The 19,504-nt window shown below is 50.7% G+C and carries 22 protein-coding genes; 11 read left to right on the plus strand and 11 right to left on the minus strand.

The features are described from left to right. Positions 1–15: 15 nt before the first annotated feature. The 5 genes from K4H25_RS02320 to K4H25_RS02340 form a co-directional block, all read right to left on the minus strand. Positions 16–324 carry a DUF2502 domain-containing protein gene (locus K4H25_RS02320; RefSeq protein WP_221021835.1) on the minus strand — a complete coding sequence of 103 codons (309 nt, stop codon included), beginning with the start codon at positions 322–324 and terminating at the stop codon, positions 16–18. Positions 325–550: 226 nt separating this feature from the next. Then, positions 551–898, minus strand: coding sequence for a translation initiation factor Sui1 (locus tag K4H25_RS02325; protein ID WP_221021836.1), 348 nt, complete (start codon positions 896–898; stop codon positions 551–553). Further along, positions 891–1,427: a peptide deformylase gene (gene def, locus K4H25_RS02330; RefSeq protein ID WP_221021837.1), complete on the minus strand. Its 537-nt coding sequence runs from the start codon at positions 1,425–1,427 to the stop codon at positions 891–893. The genes K4H25_RS02325 and def overlap by 8 nt, the downstream gene beginning before the upstream one ends. 132 nt (positions 1,428–1,559) lie before the next feature. After that, positions 1,560–3,197, minus strand: a complete 1,638-nt coding sequence (locus tag K4H25_RS02335) for a methyl-accepting chemotaxis protein (protein WP_221021838.1) — start codon at positions 3,195–3,197, stop codon at positions 1,560–1,562. 363 nt (positions 3,198–3,560) lie between these two features. Further along, complete coding sequence (locus K4H25_RS02340; protein ID WP_221021839.1) at positions 3,561–3,914, minus strand: YkgJ family cysteine cluster protein; 354 nt, start codon at positions 3,912–3,914, stop codon at positions 3,561–3,563. Between the two features lie 202 nt (positions 3,915–4,116). Between K4H25_RS02340 and rlmF the strand changes: the two genes are divergently transcribed. From rlmF to K4H25_RS02360, 4 genes are all read left to right on the plus strand, one after another. After that, positions 4,117–5,115, plus strand: coding sequence for a 23S rRNA (adenine(1618)-N(6))-methyltransferase RlmF (gene rlmF, locus K4H25_RS02345; RefSeq protein WP_221021840.1), 999 nt, complete (start codon positions 4,117–4,119; stop codon positions 5,113–5,115). Between the two features lie 194 nt (positions 5,116–5,309). Further along, the gene (locus K4H25_RS02350) at positions 5,310–5,684 is read left to right on the plus strand and encodes a hypothetical protein (protein WP_221021841.1); all 375 of its coding nucleotides are present in this window, start codon (positions 5,310–5,312) and stop codon (positions 5,682–5,684) included. A 96-nt stretch (positions 5,685–5,780) separates the two neighbouring features. Then, positions 5,781–7,118, plus strand: a complete 1,338-nt coding sequence (locus tag K4H25_RS02355; RefSeq protein WP_221021842.1) for a PepSY-associated TM helix domain-containing protein — start codon at positions 5,781–5,783, stop codon at positions 7,116–7,118. A gap of 135 nt (positions 7,119–7,253) precedes the next feature. Then, positions 7,254–7,757, plus strand: a complete 504-nt coding sequence (locus K4H25_RS02360; protein WP_221021843.1) for a DUF1269 domain-containing protein — start codon at positions 7,254–7,256, stop codon at positions 7,755–7,757. A gap of 125 nt (positions 7,758–7,882) precedes the next feature. Here K4H25_RS02360 and K4H25_RS17050 read toward each other — a convergent pair whose 3' ends face one another. Next, positions 7,883–10,282, minus strand: a complete 2,400-nt coding sequence (locus K4H25_RS17050; RefSeq protein WP_221021844.1) for a methyl-accepting chemotaxis protein — start codon at positions 10,280–10,282, stop codon at positions 7,883–7,885. 194 nt (positions 10,283–10,476) lie between these two features. Between K4H25_RS17050 and K4H25_RS02370 the strand changes: the two genes are divergently transcribed. Then, on the plus strand, positions 10,477–10,842 hold the full coding sequence (locus K4H25_RS02370; RefSeq protein ID WP_221021845.1) for a nucleotide pyrophosphohydrolase: 366 nt from the start codon (positions 10,477–10,479) through the stop codon (positions 10,840–10,842). Between the two features lie 2 nt (positions 10,843–10,844). Here the strand turns inward: K4H25_RS02370 and K4H25_RS02375 are convergent, their stop codons facing one another. Both K4H25_RS02375 and K4H25_RS02380 read right to left on the minus strand, forming a co-directional pair. Next, positions 10,845–11,258: a hypothetical protein gene (locus K4H25_RS02375; RefSeq protein WP_221021846.1), complete on the minus strand. Its 414-nt coding sequence runs from the start codon at positions 11,256–11,258 to the stop codon at positions 10,845–10,847. 215 nt (positions 11,259–11,473) lie between these two features. Continuing rightward, a complete protein-coding gene (locus K4H25_RS02380) occupies positions 11,474–12,364 on the minus strand; it encodes a LysR family transcriptional regulator (protein ID WP_221021847.1) in 891 nt (296 codons plus the stop codon). Between the two features lie 120 nt (positions 12,365–12,484). Here K4H25_RS02380 and K4H25_RS02385 point away from each other — a divergent pair, with 120 nt between their 5' ends. The 3 genes from K4H25_RS02385 to K4H25_RS02395 all read left to right on the plus strand — a co-directional run bounded on the left by K4H25_RS02385 (position 12,485) and on the right by K4H25_RS02395 (position 14,570). Further along, on the plus strand, positions 12,485–13,360 hold the full coding sequence (locus K4H25_RS02385) for an MBL fold metallo-hydrolase (protein ID WP_221021848.1): 876 nt from the start codon (positions 12,485–12,487) through the stop codon (positions 13,358–13,360). Then, entirely contained in the window at positions 13,354–14,031 is a 678-nt protein-coding gene (locus K4H25_RS02390) for a DsbA family protein (RefSeq protein ID WP_221021849.1), read from the plus strand. Before K4H25_RS02385 ends, K4H25_RS02390 begins: the two co-directional genes overlap by 7 nt. A gap of 131 nt (positions 14,032–14,162) precedes the next feature. After that, positions 14,163–14,570 carry a hypothetical protein gene (locus K4H25_RS02395; RefSeq protein ID WP_221021850.1) on the plus strand — a complete coding sequence of 136 codons (408 nt, stop codon included), beginning with the start codon at positions 14,163–14,165 and terminating at the stop codon, positions 14,568–14,570. Positions 14,571–14,615: 45 nt separating this feature from the next. Here K4H25_RS02395 and K4H25_RS02400 read toward each other — a convergent pair whose 3' ends face one another. Further along, positions 14,616–15,914: a histidine-type phosphatase gene (locus tag K4H25_RS02400; RefSeq protein ID WP_221021851.1), complete on the minus strand. Its 1,299-nt coding sequence runs from the start codon at positions 15,912–15,914 to the stop codon at positions 14,616–14,618. A 115-nt stretch (positions 15,915–16,029) separates the two neighbouring features. On the opposite strand from K4H25_RS02400, the gene tnpA reads away from it, so the two are divergent. The 3 genes from tnpA to tnpC all read left to right on the plus strand — a co-directional run bounded on the left by tnpA (position 16,030) and on the right by tnpC (position 18,387). After that, positions 16,030–16,362, plus strand: a complete 333-nt coding sequence (tnpA, locus tag K4H25_RS02405; RefSeq protein ID WP_221020870.1) for an IS66 family insertion sequence element accessory protein TnpA — start codon at positions 16,030–16,032, stop codon at positions 16,360–16,362. Next, the gene (gene tnpB / locus K4H25_RS02410; RefSeq protein ID WP_221020869.1) at positions 16,359–16,700 is read left to right on the plus strand and encodes an IS66 family insertion sequence element accessory protein TnpB; all 342 of its coding nucleotides are present in this window, start codon (positions 16,359–16,361) and stop codon (positions 16,698–16,700) included. Before tnpA ends, tnpB begins: the two co-directional genes overlap by 4 nt. 94 nt (positions 16,701–16,794) lie before the next feature. Beyond that, positions 16,795–18,387, plus strand: a complete 1,593-nt coding sequence (tnpC, locus tag K4H25_RS02415) for an IS66 family transposase (RefSeq protein WP_221020868.1) — start codon at positions 16,795–16,797, stop codon at positions 18,385–18,387. Positions 18,388–18,746: 359 nt separating this feature from the next. Here tnpC and K4H25_RS02420 read toward each other — a convergent pair whose 3' ends face one another. Next, positions 18,747–19,067 (minus strand): nucleotidyltransferase family protein, encoded by a 321-nt coding sequence (locus tag K4H25_RS02420; RefSeq protein ID WP_221021852.1) that lies wholly within the window; start codon positions 19,065–19,067, stop codon positions 18,747–18,749. After that, positions 19,067–19,483: a nucleotidyltransferase substrate binding protein gene (locus K4H25_RS02425; protein WP_221021853.1), complete on the minus strand. Its 417-nt coding sequence runs from the start codon at positions 19,481–19,483 to the stop codon at positions 19,067–19,069. Before K4H25_RS02425 ends, K4H25_RS02420 begins: the two co-directional genes overlap by 1 nt. Positions 19,484–19,504: the final 21 nt, after the last annotated feature.

Below are 19,504 nucleotides of genomic sequence, written 5' to 3' on the forward strand. Positions count from 1 at the left end.
GCATTGCTGTTTTGATTAATCATCATCCCAGTCGCGATCACGATCACGGCCGTGGTGGTGATGCTTTTTATATTTCTTATATCGCTTATCGTCGCGATCATGCCAGCGCCCTTGATGGTAACGGTAATGCGACGACCAATAGCGTGGGCTTTGCCAATGGCGGCCATCCCAATAATAACCTCGATGATTGCGCGACCCGAGTTGCAAAATTGGCGTAGCCGGTGAAATCACCACCGGGGTGCCGATGGAGATATTGATACTGGCGGCGGCGCTCAGCGGAAAAGCACATGCGGCGCTGATTGCCAGAATAAAGAGTTTGTTCATAGACACGATTATCAATAGAAAGCAGCGATTAACGCGTAACGCAAAAGTGTTTTGGCCAATGGCGATCCCACTTTTGCACCCGTATTGAGCATAAGTTCTATCTACGATTGCAGCTATGATGCAGGCCACTCTGGGGATGGTAATTTTGCGCTACTGCGAGTCTTTCCGCGCTTTGTGTCTTATTTTTAGCCAAAATTTGCCGCGACCAAGCCCGCGCCAACTGGCGCTAGCCGCCAGCACGTTTGGTTTTAAAGCCTTGGCGGTTGAGCTCGCTGATGATGCTGTCGCGATGTTCTCCTTGGATTTCAATTTGTCCGTCTTTGACGGTGCCACCCGTACCGCATAGGGTTTTGAGTTGTTTGCCCAGAGTGGTGAGTGCAGCGCTATCTAGTAATAAGCCTTTGACGACAATCACGGCCTTGCCTTTGCGTAGCTCGCGGCCCACTCGGGCGATGCCGTCGCCACTGGGAGGCGCCGCTTGGCAGCTGCAAGCTGCCATCGGCTGACGACACGCTGGACACATTGTGCCGTGCTCGGTTGAATAGACGAGTCCACCGCTGGATTTTTTACTCATCTTGCCCCGCCTCCAGCTTGGGAAATAGCACCTCGGTATAGCCAAATTGCGTCATATCGGTGATGCGTTGCGGGTAGAGTACGCCAAATAGATGGTCGCATTCGTGTTGCACGACGCGCGCGTGAAAGCCGCTGACGGTGCGATCAATCGGTGTGCCAAACTGATCAAAGCCTTGATAGCGTATCTGGGTATAGCGTGGAACAACACCGCGTAAGCCAGGTACAGACAGACACCCCTCCCAGCCAGATTCGAGCTCTAGGCCAATGGGGCTGATGATGGGATTGATAAGAATCGTTTGTGGCACCGCATCGGCATCGGGATAACGCGCATTTTGCGCAAAACCAAACACCACCACTTGCAAGCTAACGCCGATTTGCGGCGCAGCAATGCCCACGCCTTGGCTGTCGGCCATCGTGTCGAATAAATCGACGATGAGTGCGTGTAGCTCGGGGGTATCAAATTCGCTGACTTTTTGCGCCGTAGTTAGTAGCAAGGGCTCACCCATTTTTAACACTGGACGAATAGGCATGATTGATTTGTGTAAGGAAAAATTTAATTTTAACTGATCGAATCAAGGCGCTGAAATAAAAACGGCTGCCTGCGCAGCCGAGAATTATTTTATAGCTTGAATGTGTGGCTAGAGGCCAAACATCAACAGATCTTAACTGACGCGATAGCGCGCAATTTGACTGCTTAGCGTATCGGCCATCGTGTCGAGTGTCTGTGCCGTACCGGCCACGTGGGCGGTACTTTGGGTATTTTCATCAATCATTTGAACGATAGATTCAACGCGATTGGCGAGCATTTGGCTGGCCGATGATTGTTCGGCCAACGCCACGTTGACTTCTTCAATCACCCGCGCCACTGAATTGGCGCTGCCGGTAATGTGATTCATCGCTTGTCCGGCATTGTGCGCGACTTGCATACCCGCCTCGACATCTTGGACTGAAACGCGCATTTGTTCGGCCATGTTTTTAGCGCCATGCTGAATGGTATTGATCATCGAGGCGATTTCTTGCGCCGATTGACCGGTTTTCTCGGCCAGTTTGCGAACTTCATCGGCCACCACGGCAAAGCCTCGGCCTTGTTCTCCGGCACGGGCCGCTTCAATCGCGGCGTTCAGCGCCAGTAGATTGGTTTGGTCGGCAACGTCTTTAATTACCATGGTGATGCTCGAAATCCGTAGCGACGAGCTGTCAAGCTCCTCGGCAGAACCTGCCGCTTGGCGAATTGATTCGGCGATTTTGCCGATGTCTACCACCATCTTGTCGATGTGCTGTGCACCATCTTTTGCCGCTTGGCCCGATTGCTGCGACATCTGATGCGCGTCGCCAGAAAGGCTGGCGATGTGGCTAATGCTGGTAGAGATTTCTTCCAATGCCGCAGCCATCGATGTGCTTTGATCCGATTGGCGTTCTGAGCTATTTTTGACTTGCGCCGAGGTGCTTGAGAGCTGCTGTGCTGAGCCTTTTAATTGATCCGATTGGTGTTGTAAATCGCTGAGCGTGCCGCTGAGTGAGCCCAACAAGCGGTTGATTGCCAGTGCCATGGTTTGGAGTTCATAGCCGCCATTGAGCGGCAAGCGACGGCTTAAGTCATTGTTTTGGTCGATGGCGACAATTTCGCTTTGCATCACATTGAGCGGTGTAATGATAGAGCGAGCAATCAGCAGTGCGGCAGCAACGCCAACCAGTAGCACAATCAGCCCCATGATGAGTAAACTGCTGCGGATTTGTTCTGCTTGTTTCTCCATATTCCCTTGGGCATCGGTGACAGTTTGGTGCGTGATGCTAGAGACTTTTTTGACGCTGTCGCCAAGGTCACGAAGTGGCTGTTTGTAGGGCTCTAGCGCAGTATCTGCCATGTGCGATGTGGTGATTTGTCCAGATACAATTTGTGCATAAACGGCATTGACAGCGTCGTTATAGCCCTTGATCTGGCTTGGCATTTTGCTTGCAATTTCTTTGAGTTCCGGTGACAACGGCAGGTTCTCGAATTTTGTCTCCTCCGTGTTGAGTTCGACGATCAGCTCATCCCATTCTTTTTTTAGTGTCGCGGTGCTATCTAGGCCTTGCTCACCAATGGCAATAAACAAGCTTTTTTCTTTTTGTCGAATTCGGGTCACTAAATAGCGAATTTCTTGCGCTGCATTGCCAATGGCAATGTCTTGCTGCAAGATTTTCGTGCTGGTACTTTGAATATTTTGTACGCTAAATAAGCTGATGGCGATGATCGTAATCATCAAGGTGAGTAACAAACCAAAACCAACAATCAGTCGCGTTGAAATTCGATCAAGCATGGGAATAGCTCCTGTGTAAGGCATTACATAAAGCATTGATCTGAAGTATCTTGATGGAAAATACGTAAGCCGACTATTGTTTTTTGAAAGAAATTTAATAAAATTAACGGTGAAGGTTTGACGTGTTACTGATGATGAATTTAAATTTAGTGTGAATATTGATGCAGGATTTTATAAAAATTCGTAATGGCTATATATCCATCCATGCAAGGTAATCATCAGATCAGGTTTTTATTCACCAAAATATGAATAAAACGTCCTTGCTGTGGCGTACAGGCGACTTGCTTAGCCTTGTATTGAGGCGGGTAGAACGCCGTTAGTACGAGGCCAGCGTGTGCTGAGGAGCATGTTGAGCATTGCCGTTTACACCAAGACTTGCCGCGTGCTGGCCATATAGTGGTGAATTTGCCGCTCAATGTCTGGATTAATCATTAAATCAGGACGACGGCCATGCGGACAGGGTAAGGCGGGCGTCGTGCCAAATAAGCGACAAATCAGCGGCCGTTCTAGATAAACCGTGCAGCCGTTTTCGGCCAAATGCGGGCAAGATAATTCTGCCAGCGCCGCCTCTTGCTCAGTCGCTGTTTTGCGAGGTAAACGCGACATTTCCTCTGGCGAGGTGGTGACCGGTCCACAACAATCATGGCAACCGACAATACATTCAAAGCTGGGAATTCGTTGACGTAAAAAGCGAATCGTTTGGCTATTTGGTGTCATTTTGCGTGAGCCAATTAAAAAAGATCGCCAGTTTACGCCGAGATCATAAAAACGGTTTTAGTCATGGTATGAACGGTGACTTAGGACGACGTCATTCCGATGGAAGGTCGTTTTTGCGAAGCAACTGCTAGACCCAATTCGATTCCGCCGAATCGTACTGCGAATGTGCGAGAATGGCAGCACTGATTTAAGGCTAAAAAATATGCAAGCAAAACCGCGTTCTAAAACTTCTCGCCCTGCCGCGCCCAGCGTGACCAAAGCGCCAGCACAATTGCACCCGCGCAATCGGCATCGTGGTCGCTATGATTTTCCGAGCTTGATTGCGGCTTGCCCAGCACTAGCGCCCTTTGTGGCAGTGAATCCGTATGGTGATGAGTCGATTGATTTTGCCAATCCAGCGGCAGTGAAAATGCTCAATCGTGCTTTATTGGCGGCATTTTATGGCGTACAAAATTGGGATGTACCGGCAGGCTATTTGTGTCCACCGATTCCGGGGCGCGCCGATTATATTCACAATTTGGCGGATTTATTGATTGATAGCCATCGTGGCAAAATGCCGGCTGTTGTTCGCGTGCTGGATATCGGTTGCGGTGCCAATTGCGTTTATCCCTTGATTGCTGCCAGTGAATACGGTTGGGAATGCGTTGGCTCAGAAGTCGATGAAGTGGCGCTAGCCAATGCACAGCAGATTGCGGCGGCCAATCCGCAATTGAATATTCAATTACGCCAGCAAAAAATTCCTGGCGCGATGTTTTTAGGCATTATTCAAGACGATGAATTTTTTGATTTAACCTTATGCAATCCGCCATTTCATGCGTCTTTGGCTGAGGCCAGTGCTGGCTCGCAGCGCAAATGGAAAAACCTCGGTAAAGCGCCGCGTACCAGTAAGGCCGCTAGCGCAGCAGAGGCAAAACCGCTGCTCAATTTTGGTGGTCAAGGCGGTGAGCTGTGGTGTGAGGGGGGCGAAGAAGCCTTTATTCAACGCATGATTTCAGAAAGCCGGCAAATTGCTCAGCGTTGCTTGTGGTTTACCAGCTTGGTGTCGAAAGCCAGCAGTTTGCCCTTGCTATATCGCACTTTAGAAAAAGCCGGTGCCTATGATGTGCGTACGATTGAAATGAGCCAAGGGCAAAAGCAAAGCCGCTTTATTGCTTGGACATTTATACCGCCAGCATCGCATGAGCGTTTTGTGTCGGCTTAATTCTACCTAGGCGAGCTAAGCCAAGCTGTTGGTTTAGGTGTTGTTTATTGTTACCTATGGGTATATTGCTGCGGCTCTTTTTTATTAAAGGGTGCGTCAATATACCCATTGTTTATTATGACAATTGAAAATAGCGCTTGTGCCGGTTTGCGGCGCTTCGTAGAATCCGCCGGCCTTTTATTTTCAAGTTCTCAATGCTGGCTTCGCGTGGGTTTCGATTAAGCGGTTTGTCGCTGGCGCTGTTTGCAGTGCTGGCGATGCTGCTGATGAGTATGGTGCATCGCCCGCCGATGCAGGATTACGCACGCCCAGCATTGTGTAGTAGCGTCGTTAAAGCGAGCGATGTACCCGTTGATTCTGCGCCTGCTGCGCCAACGAACAGTATTTGTAAAATTTGCTTATTGGCCGCTAGCGCCAATGCCGCGTGTCCACCAAAGGTGGCGATTTTACTGCCATTGCTTGCTTTTTTTGCTGGTGAGCTGCCGCGTGTTTTAGCGGTTTGGCATGCCGTTTCAGTTGATTTTTTACGCCCGCCAAGTCACGCCCCGCCGATTGTTCTCTCGATTTAAAAACACACATTGATTTTAAATTTAGGCCGCTAGCGCGGTTGATTTGGCTCTGCTCGCAGAAAATCCAACATCAACGCTAGTGGCGGGAGACTTCGTATGTCGAAAACAAAACCCGCAAACTTTTATGCCGTAGTTTGGCGCTGGCATTTTTACGCCGGTTTATTGGTGATACCGGTACTCATGCTGCTGGTGGTGACTGGCGCGATTTATCTGTTTAAACCGCAGCTCGATCCATTGCTGTATCCGCAATTATTACGGGTTAGCCCGGCCAAACAACAGGTGACGGCCGATACCATGGTGGCGACGCTCACGCAAAATTATCCTGCGATGCAGGTGACGAAATATACGCCGGCCGAACAAATCGATCGTAGCGCGCAGTTTAAAATTCAATTGGCCGATGGCGCTGAACGCTTGGTATTTATTGACCCTTATCGCAATCAAATTTTAGGCGAACAAGATTTTGCTTGGACATTACAAGGCATTGCGCTGCGTTTGCATGGTGAATTATTGCTGGGGCCGTGGGGCGATGCGCTGATTGAGTTAGCCGCCAGTTGGAGTATTTTGCTGGTGCTGTCGGGCTGGTATTTATGGTGGCCCAGCAAGGCGGGTGTGTGGGGGACTTTTTTACCTCGGCTTGGCGCTGGCAAGCGAGTTTTTTGGCGAGACTTGCATGCGGTCGGCGGATTTTGGTGCTCGGGCGTACTGCTGTTTTTACTGCTTACCGGTTTGCCGTGGACTGGGATTTGGGGTGAAAAATTTGCCGAAGTTTGGCAGCGCTACCCCAGTGCTTTGTGGAATCAATTGCCAGAATCGACGCCGCTGACTCGCAGTTTAAATTCAACGGTGGATAAAGCCGTCCCTTGGGCGGTAGAGGCCGCACCATTGCCGCACAGTGAACACGCGGCGCATCAGTCGCAGCCATTGGCGACGACGGCATTGTCCTTAACGCAAATCCAAGGCATTGCTAGTCAGTTAAACATGCAAGCAGGTTTATCGATTAGCCCGCCCAAAGATGCCAAGGGTGTTTATACGCTGTCATTAGCAGTGGATGATCCAGTGCAGCAAAGAACGCTGCATTTAGATCAATACAGCGGCAAAGTGTTGGCCGACATTCGATTTGCTGACTATGGCTGGGTGCCAAAAGCGGTTGAATATGGGATTGCGATTCATGAAGGCAAGTATTTTGGCTTGCCGAACCAATTATTAATGCTGTCGGCCTGCGTGTTGCTCATCCTGATTTCAATTAGCGGCGTGGTGATGTGGTTAAAGCGTCGTCCTGTTGGCCAATTTGCTGCGCCCAAAACCGCGCAGAGCCTACTACACTGGAAAACTGGCAGTTTGATTTTGCTGGCGTTGGCCTTGTTATTGCCAATGGTCTTGATCAGTGTTTTGCTGGTTTTTGCACTGGATTTTTTGCTACTGCGCCGAGCGTAAAAAATACCAAACTACGCTATTTCATTGGTTTGCGCATGGCTTTTTCTTAATCGATTGAAAGTACTGTGCAATAATCAACAATGTAAATTCTTTGTTTTGTTGAAATTTAATTTTAATTTTCTGAAAGGAATTGAGATGAGTTCATTAGTGGTCGTGGGTTATGACAATATGTATAAAGCCGAAGAAGTTCGTTTGGCTTTGCGTAAATTACAAACTGAATATCTGATTGATTTAGAAGACGCCGTTGTCGCCACTAAAGACGCCGCAGGCAAAGTCAAATTGCATCAAGCGCTGAATCTGACTGCCACCGGCGCAGTCAGTGGTGGTTTTTGGGGCGCTTTGATTGGGATGATTTTTTTAATGCCGGTCGTCGGGATGGCGATTGGTGCGTCTACCGGTGCTTTGTCGGGTGCGTTGACTGATTTGGGCATTAATGATCAGTTTATGAAAGATCTGGCGGCCAATATGCAGCCAGAAAGCTCAACGCTGTTTGTTTTGGTGCGCAGCATGACGCCAGATAAAGTTCTCGAGCAACTACGCGGCACCGGCGGGACTTTGCTGCAAACTTCCTTATCGCATGAAGATGAAACCAAACTTCAAGCGGCACTCAGTGCTGCCAAGGTTGATCAAAGCGCCTAATTCGCGCACCGATTAGCCCAAGGCCGATGCGATGCATCGGCTTTTTTATGCGCGCAATTTGCTTTGCTTGCGGTGACGACGCTTGGATTTTCCGCGAACACTCGCGTAGTGTGGAAAAGCAAACATCAATACACCTTAGGCGCAGATAGTGCTAGGCGTGGAGTCAAATGATTGAGTTTAAAGACGCCGACCAACTGCGCCAATTGATCGGCTTGTTCTTGTAATGAGGTAGCCGCCGCAGCGGCTTGTTCGACCAGAGCGGCATTTTGCTGAGTGACTTCGTCCATCTGGCCGACCGCTTGATTGACCTGACCGATGCCGTCGCTTTGCTCTTTGGAGGCGATGGCAATGTCATGCATCAGGTGCGTTACGCGCTGAATACTGTGCTCGATTTCAGCCATGGTGCTGCCTGCTGAGCTGACGATTTGGCTACCACGTTCGACTTCATTGACACTGCCGCTAATGAGTACTTTGATTTCTTTAGCCGCAATGGCCGAGCGCTGTGCCAGATGACGCACTTCGGTGGCAACCACCGCAAAGCCACGCCCTTGTTCACCCGCCCGAGCGGCTTCTACTGCGGCGTTGAGTGCCAAAATATTGGTTTGAAACGCAATGCCATCAATCACACTAATAATGTCGACAATTTTGCCGGACGATGCATTGATCGACGCCATGCTACTGACTATCGATTGCACTAAGCCGCTGCCTGTTTTGGCAATCTGTTCTGCATTTTGTGCCAATTGCCGCGCGGTAATCGCATTGTCGGCATTTTGTTTTACCGTGCTGGCGAGCTCTTCACTACTGGATGCGGTTTCTTCTAAGCTGGCTGCTTGTGCTTCGGTACGGCGGGATAAATCTTGATTGCCTTGTGCGATTTCTGTGGCGGCAACGTTAATCGTGTTGCCCGCTTGTTGAATTTCTCCGACCAGTTGCTGCAATTTATACACGGTGGCATTCATGCCTTCTTTGGTTTCGCCAAATAAGCCTGGGTAGTCTGTGCGAATCGTTTGGCTTAAATCACCCTGTGCTAGCGCGCTGGCGACGTGCATGACATCACGCAAACCCATTTCGGTGACTGCAGACAGGCGATTGAGCAACTGGGCGATGCGAGCGCTAAAGCCGGTTTTATCTTCAACATCGAGCCGTAGACTAAAATTACCTTGCTCGGCTGCAGCAGTCACCATGCTTTCAATCTCGGCAACGATATTACTCAGCGCAAATACCGTGTGATTTACGCCGTCTTTGGCTTGGCCAAATAAGCCTGGATATTCCTTTTGAATCGTTTGACTTAAATCGCCAACTGATAGCGCATTGGCGACGCGCAAAATATCGTTAAAACCTATGTCGCAGGTATTCATTAAGCGATTTAAATCTTCAATCATGGCTTTAAATTTAAATTGATAGCGTTGGGCATCGCCACGCACGGCAAAGTCACCGGCAGCGCCGGCTTCGACCAAGGTTTTAATTTCATTACTGATATTGAGTAAAGCTTGTTTGACTTGATCGATAGCTTGGGTAATTTGCGCTTGATCGCCATTTAAACGCGGCATCGCCACTTCAAAATTACCTTGGGCATATTGCGTAATCACTTGTACGGTTTGCTCGGTGACTAGAATATGTGAATGCACCAGCTGATTGGATTCTTGCGCCATCTCGCCAAATGTGCCGGGAAATGCTGCCGTATCCATACGGTGGCTTGTCCAGCCAGCGCGGTGTTGTTTGGCCATTTCGGACTGTGATTGGACAAAACCTTGGATGGTTAACTGCATATTTTGCATCGATTGCAGCAAGCGCCCGGTTTCGTCTTGTGAATGAATCACAATGGTATTATCCAGCTGACCTTGAGCGATATTTTCGGCAATCAGTACCGCACGAGAAAGTGGTATTGAAATTGCCCGAATCAGCAAAAAGCACGATACAGCGGCCAAGCATAAGCCAAATAAAATTAAGCCGATCATGAGTATTTTGACCTGCTGGTAACTGGTTTGCGCTTGCAAGTATTCGGCCTTGGCAACGTCGAGCTGTAGATTTATTAAGTCGCCAATGATTTCGCCAACCGGATCAATCGCAGGATATAAAATGCCGATGAGCTCAGTAAGTTGGCCTTGGATCGGACCTTGCTGTTGGGCTAAAAATTGCTTTAACAGCATGATTTTTTGATTGGCTACAGCAAAGCGCTGTTCGGCCGTTTGCGCTAAACGCGACTCGTCGGCGGTGAGGCTGGTTGCCTTATAAGCTTGCCATTGTTGATCAATCATTTGCTGCGCAGCTGCGACTTGTTGGGCGGTATTTTCTGCGCTGACCAGCCCAACTTGGGCTTTATTGGCGGCATCAATGATATTGACTGCGTAAGCGTCGGCAATGATTTTGAGCTGTTTGAGTGGCACTACCCGGTCTTCATAGACGGTTTTAAGCGATTGATTAACCTGTTGCAGGTTGTACAAACCCATGCCGCCTAAGGTCATAAGCATTAAAGATAAAAATAAGACGGTATAAATTAACCGTTGTTGGATTGAAATTTGCATTGGTTTGCTCCACGACCGTGAATCGCAGCAAGAATGAGGTGGTATTACAGGCGAAGCCTATGTGGTTATTCTTGGAAAGTTCTATTGAATGTCAAGTAAATACGCGTGAGTTAACAGCTGTGCGTTTTTATAAGCTATTGATGATATTGGTATTTTTTATGCTAGTGCGTGTGAATCGCACAAATGGAGAGTAAATGGGGCAGATCAAGCAGGGTGATTCATTGCAGCAACTGGCTGAACAAGTGAATCAATTTGCGCTAGAGCGCGATTGGCGGCAGTTTCATAGCCCTAAGAATTTAACCATGGCTTTATCGGTCGAAGCTGCCGAATTACTGGAGATTTTTCAATGGGAAGAATCGAGCACAACCACGCTGTTAAATGCCACACAGCGCCAAGCGTGTGAGCATGAAGTGGCAGATATTTTGCTGTATTTACTGCAATTTTGCCAAGTAACGCAAATTGACTTAGTTGCTGCCGCCCAGGCCAAATTGCTGCTCAATGCCGAAAAATACCCCGTCGCTTTAGCGAAGGGGCGTTCGGTGCGATCGACTGATTTGTAAATTTAACTGTGGAAGTCGTCGTTCACGCTGTGCACTGGGAGCTCGCTCCAGCGTTGCAATTGTCGTGGTTCGGCGATTTGCAGCGTGGTTTGGGATGTCAGCCAGTCGGTCAAACCTTCGCGCATGAAGTTCAGCTCTTCAATACTAAAACCATATAAATCGCGTAATAGTGCACCGTGTTGAATATTGATTTCGCCGTCAAAAATGGTGGCGGTGGCGAGGTAATATTCATCGTGGATCAGCGCCACCCAATACACCCGATCTTGCGCTTCAAGTAGCGCCAAAGTGCCTTTGGGCATGGCGGCGAGTTCTTGTGCAGCCAACTGGCCAACGGCATGCAGCCATTGCCAGCTTTGCTCTGTTAAATCATCCACGCCATACGCGGGAATGTCGGTATTGATGTTGGGTGTCAGCACGATAATTCCAATTCTTGTCGGTATGTTAATGCAGCCCATTTAAAAATTAAGCTACAGGCATATACCCTGATTTTTTTAGATTCAAATTCAGCGCTAGAATCGTTACCAGCTCGCTGGGTACGATCTGTTGGCGCATGCTTATTATGCCTGAGTGCGGGTTCACTGCGGACTAGCGCTTGTGATTCTTACAAAAATGGGGAGTGCGCCGATAGTGTTTACCACGGCGCGGGATTAAAGCGCGCAACCAAAAAATCGAGCAAGGCACGCACGGCAGGGGATAAATGTCGGCGTGATGGATATAGCGCATAAATCGTCATCGTTGGCGCTTGCCAGTCGGGCAGGACGATGTGTAAATCGCCACTGGCCAGCAAAGGATTGACCAAATAACTGGGCTGCAAGGCAATGCCGCTACCCGCTAAGGCCGCGTGTAGTAAAACGGTGGCTTCATTGGCGCTAAAGCGGCTACGAACGGCGACGGTGCGCTGCTCTTGGCCGCGGTTAAATTGCCAAATGCTTTTGCCAAAATTGGCATAGCTTAAACAATCGTGCTGGGTAAGTGCCTCTGGATCATTGGGAATGCCGTGTTGCGCTAGATACCTAGGAGAGGCGACCAGTACTGATTCACACGCCGCCAAAGGGCGTACAATCAATAAAGCATCGGGCTCAAGGCTGATTCGAATCGCCAAATCAATTCTGGATTCAACTAAATTCACCGCCATATCGTTGACGTTTAAATCGATTTTTAGCGCCGGATGCTGCGCTAAAAAGTCGCCGATCGCCGCTGCTAAATGCGCATGGCCAAAAGACATGCTGCACGTTAAGCGCAATTGGCCGCGTAGCTCGCCAGCATGCTGGGTGCTTTCTTCTTCAATATCTTGCATCAGCGCCAGCATTTGCTGGCTGCGCCGCAGGCAGTTTTCGCCAGCATCAGTGAGGGTCACGCTGCGCGTCGTTCTTTGCAGTAGCCGTGCGCCCAGCCATTGCTCTAGCTCAGCGATATAGCGCGTCACCATCGCCCGTGACATATCGAGCTGATCGGCCGTAGCGCTAAAACTACCGGTGCTGGCTACGCTGCTAAACACCTGCATGGCTTTCAGTCTATCCATCGTGGATTTCCTTTATTTGATCGAATTTTGCAACAATCATGGCCATGATAACGCATTTATCTGGCGGTTTAATGCAACTACACTGGCGTCAGTTCAATTAAACCCCTAAAGGAAAACGTCATGTTTCGCACTACATTACTTGCCAGCACCTTAGCTTTAAGCTTTAACATCGCTCAAGCCCAAGACAGCGCCAAAGCGCCTTTGCAACTTAAAGTCTACAACGCTGATGCCGCCAGCTTTCATGTGAATTCAGTGTTGATTAGCGGAGAAAAAGAAGCCGTATTGATCGACAGCGGTTTTACTCGCGCTGATGCCTTGCGCATTGCCGCCAATGTGCTCGACAGTGGCAAGCAATTAACCACGATTTTGATTAGCCAAGCCGATCCGGATTATTATTTTGGCGTTGAAGTGTTAAAAAATATGTTCCCGCAAGCCCAAGTCGTGGCGACGCCTGCGGTACTGGCCAAAATAAACAGTAAATTGACCGGAAAGGTCGCGTTTTGGGGGCCAAAAATGGGCGCCAATGCGCCGCAAAAACCAGTCTTGCCACAGGCTTTGCAAGGCAATACCTTGATGCTTGAAGGTGAAACCATTGAAATTCGTGGCAATACCGGCATCTTGGCGCACCGCCCGTATGTGTGGATTCCATCGATTAAAACCATTGCTGGCAATATTGCGGTCTTTGGCGGGCTGCACGTTTGGACGGCCGATACGCAAACCGCTGCCGAGCGCCGTGCATGGCTGGCGCAGCTCGATGAAATGGCCGCATTGCAAGCGGTGACGGTGATTCCAGGGCATATGCAAGCAGGCAGTGTGCTCGATGCCAGCCAGATTAAATATACTCAGCAGTATTTGCAGCGCTTTGAAACCAATGCGGCCAATGCCAAAAACAGCGGTGAGCTGATTCGCAGTATGCAAAGCGCTTACCCACAAGCTGGCATGGGTATGGCGCTAGAGATTGGTGCCAAAGTGAATCAAGGAGAAATGAAATGGTAAAACGTTTGGATTATTATTTTGATCCACTGTGCGGCTGGTGCTACGCCGCAGCGCCTTTATTGCAGGCGCTGGCAGAACAATGTCCTGACATTGAAATCGTGCTCCACGCTGGCGGTATGATGAGTGGTGAGCGCCGCCAGCCGGTGACAGCGGCATTGCGCGATTATGTGATGCCGCATGATCAGCGTATCGCCGCTTTAACCGGGCAAGTTTTTGCGCCAGCGTATTTCGACGGTTTGCTGCGTAATCCGCAGGCGGTGTTTGATTCCACACCGCCGACTTTGGCGATTTTTTCCGCTGCAGCGCTAGGGGGATCGGGCTTGCAAATGCTAAAAAAAATCCAGCAAGCGCATTATCAGCAAGGGCGGCAAATTGCCGATCCCGCAGTATTACTTGATCTGGCGGCCGAACTGGGCTTTACGCGTGCAGCGTTTGAGCAAGCGATGCAGCATGAAGCCACAACGATTGCCGCGCATTTTGCCCAAACCCAGCAAGAGATGGCGCAGCACGGTTTGCGTGGTTTTCCTTCCTTGCGTATCGCTGGCGGAGCAGCCATTGATTTGGGCCCATTTTTAGGCCAAACCGATGCTTTTGTCGCATGGATACGGCAGCAAAACCCAGCCACTTTGCCCACAGATGGCGGAGCGTTTTGTAGTCCACAAGGTTGTTAAGCAACGGGGCTTTAGGGCGATGCTTGGATTGAATGCTGTGCTGCAGGCATTTAAATCGCAGATTGCGGTGGGGCGATGACCGCGATCTGCTGCCTTCTGTTATCCTCAGTTTTTTGTGCTTTGAGGATGAAATGCCATTTCCTTTGCAAGATCAGGAGTCGCAATTGACGCCAGTTGAAGAACTAAGACAGCAAATCGCCGAAATTAAAGCGGCGCAGGCCACACTGGATCGCAATGGCACGCAATATATTGTGATGATGGGCGATGTGGCTTTTAAGTTTGTGATGCAAGAAAAAACCGCAACGCAAGCCAGCGCTGTTGCCGCCCAATGGGCAACGCGCTTTACCGAGAACGACGCCAAAATGATTGCGCGGGCGATTAAAAACGCCAAAGGCGAAACCGCCCAAGCCATGCCTTTAGTTGCGGCGCTCAATATGGCCTTAGCGAAAAAAAATCTGAGTTTACAGCGGCTAGAACAAGCCATCAGCGTGATTCAATGGCTGCCACCCGTTCGTCGCGATTCCGCTAGCGGCGAATAATCCTTAACGTCAACAGACCCTAGATACTGACACCGAGATGTCGGCTTATGGCTGATATTGGCAAGCCTTGACTTGCCGACTGCGGCTGAGCTCGGCAAAACGGCTAGGAGTGCAGGCCGTACCCGTGCATTGCGGCAGGGTGAGCTCAATGATGCCCGGTTGTTCGCCGTGCAAACTCAGCGGCGTCATGGCGCGCATTTGTGGCAAGGTTTGATAAACCAATTTGATTTTGATTTGCTCTCGTTGGCTGCGCGGATGTTGCCAGCGCTCGAAAATCATTGCTAACCCTGGCGCGGTGTTATCGGGTTGCTCGGTGAGCTGCCAATTAAGGCCTAGCGCACCGGCGACATTGGCAATATTGGTGTCATGCCCAATCAGCCAAACAATTTTGGCGCTCGCCGCTTGCTGGGTCAAAGTGCCACCGTTGGCGGGGGCTTGATCTTGCAGCGCATCACTAATGATCTGCAATAAGGGCGTGGCATTGGCGCTGGCAATGAGTGGGTTTTTTTGGGTCAGCGCAAAATAGCCATTATGCGCAGTAAAGAGTTGCTGCCACTGCGCGGGCTGCGCAATGCGTCCCCAGCCGACTTGTGAATCGGGCATTCCCTCTGCGTATTGCAATAAAAAAATCTCGCTTAATGTGGAAGCTAAGCCCAGTGCGCCCTTAAAACCCGCGCCGTGGTGATTGACATGCAAACGGCTGGGCAATAATTGTGGCAAGCTGCAATCGCTTTTTAGCTGGGCCGAGCACAGCGGCGCGGCGTTCAAATTGAGCGTTGTCGCTAGTTGCTGGTACGCGCTGGCAAATTGTTGATCGACGGGCTTTGTCCCTAGTTGCTGCTGAATCGAGCGCCGTACCGCCTTAGGATCGAGCTGACAAATCCCCATTTTGAGTGGATGAAATAGCGGGTCAACTTGACTGGAATCCGCTTGGGTTTGTAGCGCGACGCCGCAATTGGGCGCAACGGAGTCGATGAACGCTTGACCGGTGGCGCGAGTTCTTTGCTCGCTATCGGCCCAAACCAGCATGCGGCCGGTTGCTGGGCAGCCTTGGGCGGGTAACAGTCCGTTTTTTTGCCATGCGGTTTGATAGTAGTGGCCAAGCAGCTGGAGTAATTGTCCACCCCGTGGCGTGAGCTCACCCAGTGCGACCGGCCACGTTGGCCAGTTATCTGGCGTCACTTGCTGCATCAGTGCCGTGTCTTTGGTGGGGGAGCGTACCCCATGCCGATTGAGAATTACCACTTTACTGATTTGCCACTCGTCGTCGTTACTGGGCAGGGCAGTCCAGCCATTATGACTGGCGACAAGCAAAACACTGAGTACATAAGGAAGGATGCGCATGGCGGATCTGCCGTCGTGAAGAGGTGGCTTGATTATAGTGTAAGGGCTTAGCCGTTCCACCTCAATTATCGTTTTAATTCAGGCATGCTGCGCTTTTGATTTTTGGGAGCGCAGCATGGGACGGTGGATTGATGCTTTGCAATGGGTGCAACGTTGGCAGGCTAGCGGTTTAACTCAAGCCGAGTTTGTCCGAGTGCACCAGCTTAAACGCACTACTTTTTCCAGTTGGCTGCGCCGTAGCCGCCTCGAATCTGCCGACGCATCTTCAGCTGCAATCACCGAACCGCAGATCGCCCCGAAACCATCGGCGTCAAGCATCGTGCCCGCACAATGGCCCGCACCCGTTGCGGCGCAGTTGCAGTTGAATTTCCCCTCCGGCGTGACCCTGACTTTGCCAGCGGCGACCGATCCGGCTTGGGTCGCAGCTTTATTGCGCGCTTTGACATGATGCCGCCACTCACTTCGCTGCAATTGGTCGTCGAACCGGTCGATATGCGCCTTGGTATCGAGGGTTTGTCGGCCAAGATTCATGCCCGTTTGCAGCGTTCCCCCATCGAAGGTGTGGCGTATGCGTTTCGCAATCAGCGCAGTAATCGCTTGAAGGTGTTGCTGTGGGATCGCACCGGTGTGTGGTTGGCACAGCGGCGTTTGCATCAAGGTCGGTTTGTTTGGCCGCAAGCGGGCGATGTGATCTTTACGCTGGATGCGGCGCAGTGGCAATGGTTGGTGAGTGGGGTCGATTGGCAACGACTCGCGCCGCCACCGCTACCAGAATACGCCTACTAATTCACGATGAGGATGGATAAAATAGTTGTCGCAGTATTGCGCTATACAGCATGTAATATATAATTCTTATGGCAATACCCTGTAAAATCAACACATGGATCTCGCTCAAGAACTCGCCAATTTAGACCTACCCGCCGCAGTCCGCGCGGCGATTTTGGCGCAGTCGGTACTCCTTGCTCAGCATACTGAATTAGTCACTCAGCAAGATCAACAACTCAAACAATACGTCTCCGACATCCAAAATAAAACGCAAACCATCGAAGCGCTAACGATGGAATTGGCCTATCTGCGCCGCATGCGTTATGGCGCTAAGACCGAAGTGATGAATCGCGAGCAGCGAGATTTGTTTGAAGAAGCCCTCGATGCCGATATGGCGGCGCTGGAAGCCAAACTCGCCGCCGAGCAAGCCAACAACACCCCCGAGGTCAGCGATAAAAAGCCGCGCATTCGTGCAGGTCGCCAAGCCTTACCGGCGCATTTGCCGCGTACCGATATGGTTCACGAGCCTGAATCATGCAGTTGCGGCCAATGTGGTCAGGGTTTAGTTAAAGTCGGCGAAGACATTAGCGAGCAACTGCATGTGCAACCGGCGGTGTTTAGCGTGTTGCGCCACATTCGCCCGCAATACGCTTGCCGCAGCTGTCAAACGATGAGCGCCGCGCCGATTCCGCCGGCGATCATCAATGGCGGTTTACCCACTGCGGCCACTTTGGCGTGGGTGATGGTCAGCAAATACATTGATCATTTACCGCTGTATCGGCTACGGCAAATCGCCGAACGCAGCGGCGTGCCGTTAGCAGAAAGCACGCTGGCCAGTTGGGTCGGCACAGTCGGCTGGTGGTTGCAGCCGTTGGCGGATCGATTGCGTGAACGATTGAAAGGCGAAACGGTGCTGCATGCCGATGAAACGCCAGTCAAACAGCTTGATCCGGGCAAAGGCAAAACCAAAACCGCGTATTTATGGGGGTATCGCAACACGCCTTTGAGTGGCAGTGCGCCGATCATTTTGTTCGACTACCAAGGCGGTCGCTCGGGTCAACACGTCCGCGATTTCTTGGCCGATTGGCAAGGTCAATTGATGGTCGATGACTATGGCGGCTACAAAGCGCTGTTCAAAACCGGCGTGATTGAGCTGGGCTGCTGGGCGCACGCACGGCGCAAATTCTTCGAATTGCATCAAGCCAACGGCAGCCCGATTGCCGCAGAGGCGCTGCGCCGTATTGGCGAACTGTATGCACTAGAAGCGCAGGCCAAAGATTTAAACCCCGAACAACGCCGAGCGCTACGGCAGCAACAAGCGCAACCTAAACTGCTCGAATTCAAAATTTGGCTGGATGAAACCGGTAGCAAAGTTGCGCCCAATAGCGCACTCGCTAAAGCGATCATTTACAGCCAACGGCGTTGGACGGCGCTTGAACGCTACGCCCAAAGCGGCATTGCGCCAATCGATAACAATCCGGTCGAAAACAGCATTCGGCCGATTGCGATTGGCAAAAAGAACTGGTTATTTGCGGGGAGCGAGCGCGCCGGTCAACGCGCTGCCGCAATTCAAACGCTACTGGGCACCGCCAAACTCAACGACCTAGACCCGATGGCCTGGCTCACCGACACCCTAGAAAAGCTCCCCACTTGGCCGAACAGCCGCATCGACGAATTATTACCGCTAAGAGCGCTAGCAGAAACTTAAGCGTCAAGGCGGTGGAGCGGCTGAGCGCTTACATTATAGTGAGTCGTGCTGTGTGATGTTACGCAATTGATTTGTTGGCTAGGCGCTGCGTGTCTTGCCTCAGACCAAAAGCCGCACCAACGGAGTTGGCAAACTAAACGTCAACCGAGCCTAGGCTTGAATCGGCAGCAAAAAAAATGGGCAGGATATACCTGCCCATTGTATTTAACTGTAGCCATTTATAATCAATGGCGTCATAGATATACCCTTATTTCAAGAGATCCAGCGCCTCGGCGACCTTAATTCCATCCACCCCAGCCGATAAAATCCCGCTGGCGTAGCCTGCGCCTTCGCGGGGTAGAGACCGCATTAGGCATAATTTAGTATTGCTGCGGTGTTTGGATTACGCGATGAGCCGCACTCATTTCAGCTTGAAACTGGCTAGGCAGTTTGGCCCAATCGTGTATTTGCACCACATAGGGAATCGGGCTATCGGATAACGCTTGTTTTAGTGCGGCTAAATCCGTGGCTTGCTGCGGACTTGCTGGGCAGCGAACGACCAAATCAATATCACTGGCATCCCAGTGCGTGCCTTTGACGCGACTACCAAATGCCCAGACCTCGGCGTGCGGCAGATAGAGTTGTAACAGCCGGCACAGCGTCGCCCAGTGTTGCGGTGGTAAGAATAAGTGCTCTTTCATTACGGCAAGGCCTTGAGTCGTCGCAGCAAAGTTTGTGCATCTAAATGAAACTGCACTATGACGGTCAAAACGTGCTCTGCCAGTTGTTCGCCATAATCATGTGCGGTTTGATTGCGGCTATCGCGATAAGTAAACCAGCGTTCCACTTCATCGACCGTCAATAGCCCATATTGCGCCGCAGTACGCAAAACATCTTTGTAATTGAGCGTAGCAATTTTGCGCGGATCGCTGACGAACTCCAGCAAGGATTTACGTAGCAAGTTGCCGCTGGTTTCTAGACAAAGCTCGAAGCCTTTAATCACCGCATTACGAAAAACCTCGTATGGCACGCTGCCCTGTTCGCTGTCATGCAGATATTGCAGTGACTGATCCAGCGTTTGAATACTGCGTTCAAGGTGATCAAAATTCAGAGTCATAACTAAGCCTTATGTTTAGTC

Source organism: Deefgea piscis (genome assembly GCF_019665785.1).
GTDB lineage: Bacteria > Pseudomonadota > Gammaproteobacteria > Burkholderiales > Chitinibacteraceae > Deefgea.